The sequence below is a fragment of the Homoserinimonas sp. genome (assembly GCF_056262345.1).
On record NZ_JBACFR010000162.1, the window covers coordinates 1 to 1,874 of the forward strand.

Below are 1,874 nucleotides of genomic sequence, written 5' to 3' on the forward strand. Positions count from 1 at the left end.
CCGTAATCCGATATACCGTCTGCTACGGTTTAAGCCACCATGACATTTCGGGGTACGAACAGGTCCTCATTGTGACCGACAAGATCGCGTCACCATTCGAGCGACGAAGAAACATCCAGCCAAGCCTCCACGCAGCGCGTCGCCGAATTCGGTCGACATCTGCCCTCTCGATCGCCTCCGTCTTCGCTCTCGTGCAGCTCTCCCGATGGGGGCTCTTCGGCTGGCAACCACCCGTCGGCAAGCGCTCCCTGCTCGCGATCCTGGCAGATCCCGCCCGCACCAGCCTCAAGCCGCGAACCGTGGCGCTGCTGATCGAGGAGGGCATGCTGGAGGCCAGCGCGCATGACCTCACCATCACCGAGGCAGGGCATCGCGTGGTCGCAGAACACAGCGACCTCTTCGCGTCCCCCGCCGATACTGAGAACACCGACTAACTCAGCGCTGGCACCGCGCCGACTCACCGCAACGGGTTAAAGGCATCCAACAGGGCATGCCTCGGGCCGCCCGTGATGGCATCAGCAAGAATGCGGCCCGTCAGCGGCCCCAGGGTCACGCCCCACATACCGTGGCCGCCCGCAACGTGAACCCGCGGCGAGCGCGTCGCACCCACAAGGGGCAGCCCGTCGGGGGTGCAGGGGCGGGAGCCCACCCACTCGTCCTCCCGCGTATCCCAATCGACCCCGTCGAAGAGCGGCCCGGCAGCCTCAACGAGCGTGCGGATGCGACGCGGATCAGCGGGAGCATCCGCGGGTCGAAACTCCATCATTCCGCCCACCCTCAGCCGATCGCCCAACGGAGTGCACGCCACACGCTGCACGGGAAAGTAGATCGGATGCGTTGGCACCACCTCGGGCCGAACGCTAAAGCTGTACCCGCGGCCGGCCTGCACGAGCTGCCGCACACCGAACGGGCGGGCAAGCTTGCCGAGCCACGTGCCCGCGGCGATGACAACATGGTCGGCCGGGTAATCCTGCCCTGGGCCACCGTCTGCACCCTGTGTCTCGATGACGACCGAGTCGTCGGCGCGGATTCCGGTGACCGCAGCATCCGTCACGATCTCGCCGCCGCGCGCCCTCACCGCTTCGGCGAGTGACGCGACATAGACCGGAGGGTTGATGTAGCTCTGACCGGCAATGCGGATGCCGTGGGTCACCGCGCCGCTGATGGCCGGCTCGATCTGCCGGAGCTCTTCGCCCGAGATGCGCGCGAAATCAACGTGCCCGCCGCGCTTGGCGATCTCGGCGAACTCGTGTTCGAGAACGCCGCGCTCCTCTTCGCTGATGAACCCGGCGAGAAACGGATCGGCGACCGTGGCCTTGGCCTCGACACCGCCATCAGCCAGCCGGGCGAACGAGTCGAGCCCCCACCGGTTGATCTCGGCAAAGGTGGTCATATTGGCCCGCCAGCGATGCGGCAGGGAGTTCAGTGCGAACCCGGCGAGAAAGCTCAGCAGCTGGCGGTCGGCCGAGAGCGGAACATAGACAGGGGATGCCGGGTCCACAATCGCCCGCAGCCCATAACGAAAAATGGCGGGGTCTGGCAGCGGCAGCGTGAGCGCCGGAGCAATCCAGCCCGCATTGCCCCACGACGCCCCGGCACCGACTCCCGTCTTGTCGAGCACGGTGACGGTGGCACCACGTTCTTGCAGAAACCAGGCGGTGCAGAGCCCCACCACCCCGGCCCCAATGATGACGACATGGTTCGCTGCCCGGTTCGGCATTCCTGCTCCAATCCTTGTGGGATCGTCCCAGCGTATCCCCGGGGACTCCGGCGACCCCGGGGCCCCCGGGGCCCCCGGCGGCTAGTCCGCCGATACTGCACGAATTGCTGAAAAACGCTGCCTTAGGGGACGATTTGCGCAGTCTCGGCGAATG

The 1,874-nt window shown here is 66.5% G+C and carries 2 protein-coding genes; one reads left to right on the forward strand and one right to left on the reverse strand.

Translation table 11 applies throughout. The features are described from left to right. The coding region (locus AC062T_RS08045) for a hypothetical protein (RefSeq protein ID WP_476028962.1) at nucleotides 1-434 on the forward strand (434 nt) is incomplete at its 5' end. Between the two features lie 23 nt (nucleotides 435-457). Here the strand turns inward: AC062T_RS08045 and AC062T_RS08050 are convergent. After that, a complete protein-coding gene (locus AC062T_RS08050) occupies nucleotides 458-1,720 on the reverse strand; it encodes an NAD(P)/FAD-dependent oxidoreductase (RefSeq protein WP_476028964.1) in 1,263 nt (420 codons plus the stop codon). Between the last annotated feature and the right edge of the window lie 154 nt (nucleotides 1,721-1,874).

What these genes read in the sequence shown, in the direction of transcription:
- AC062T_RS08050 (WP_476028964.1), bottom strand. Translation starts at nt 1,720, where the DNA reads ATGCCGAACCGGGCAGCGAACCATGTCGTCATCATTGGGGCCGGGGTG.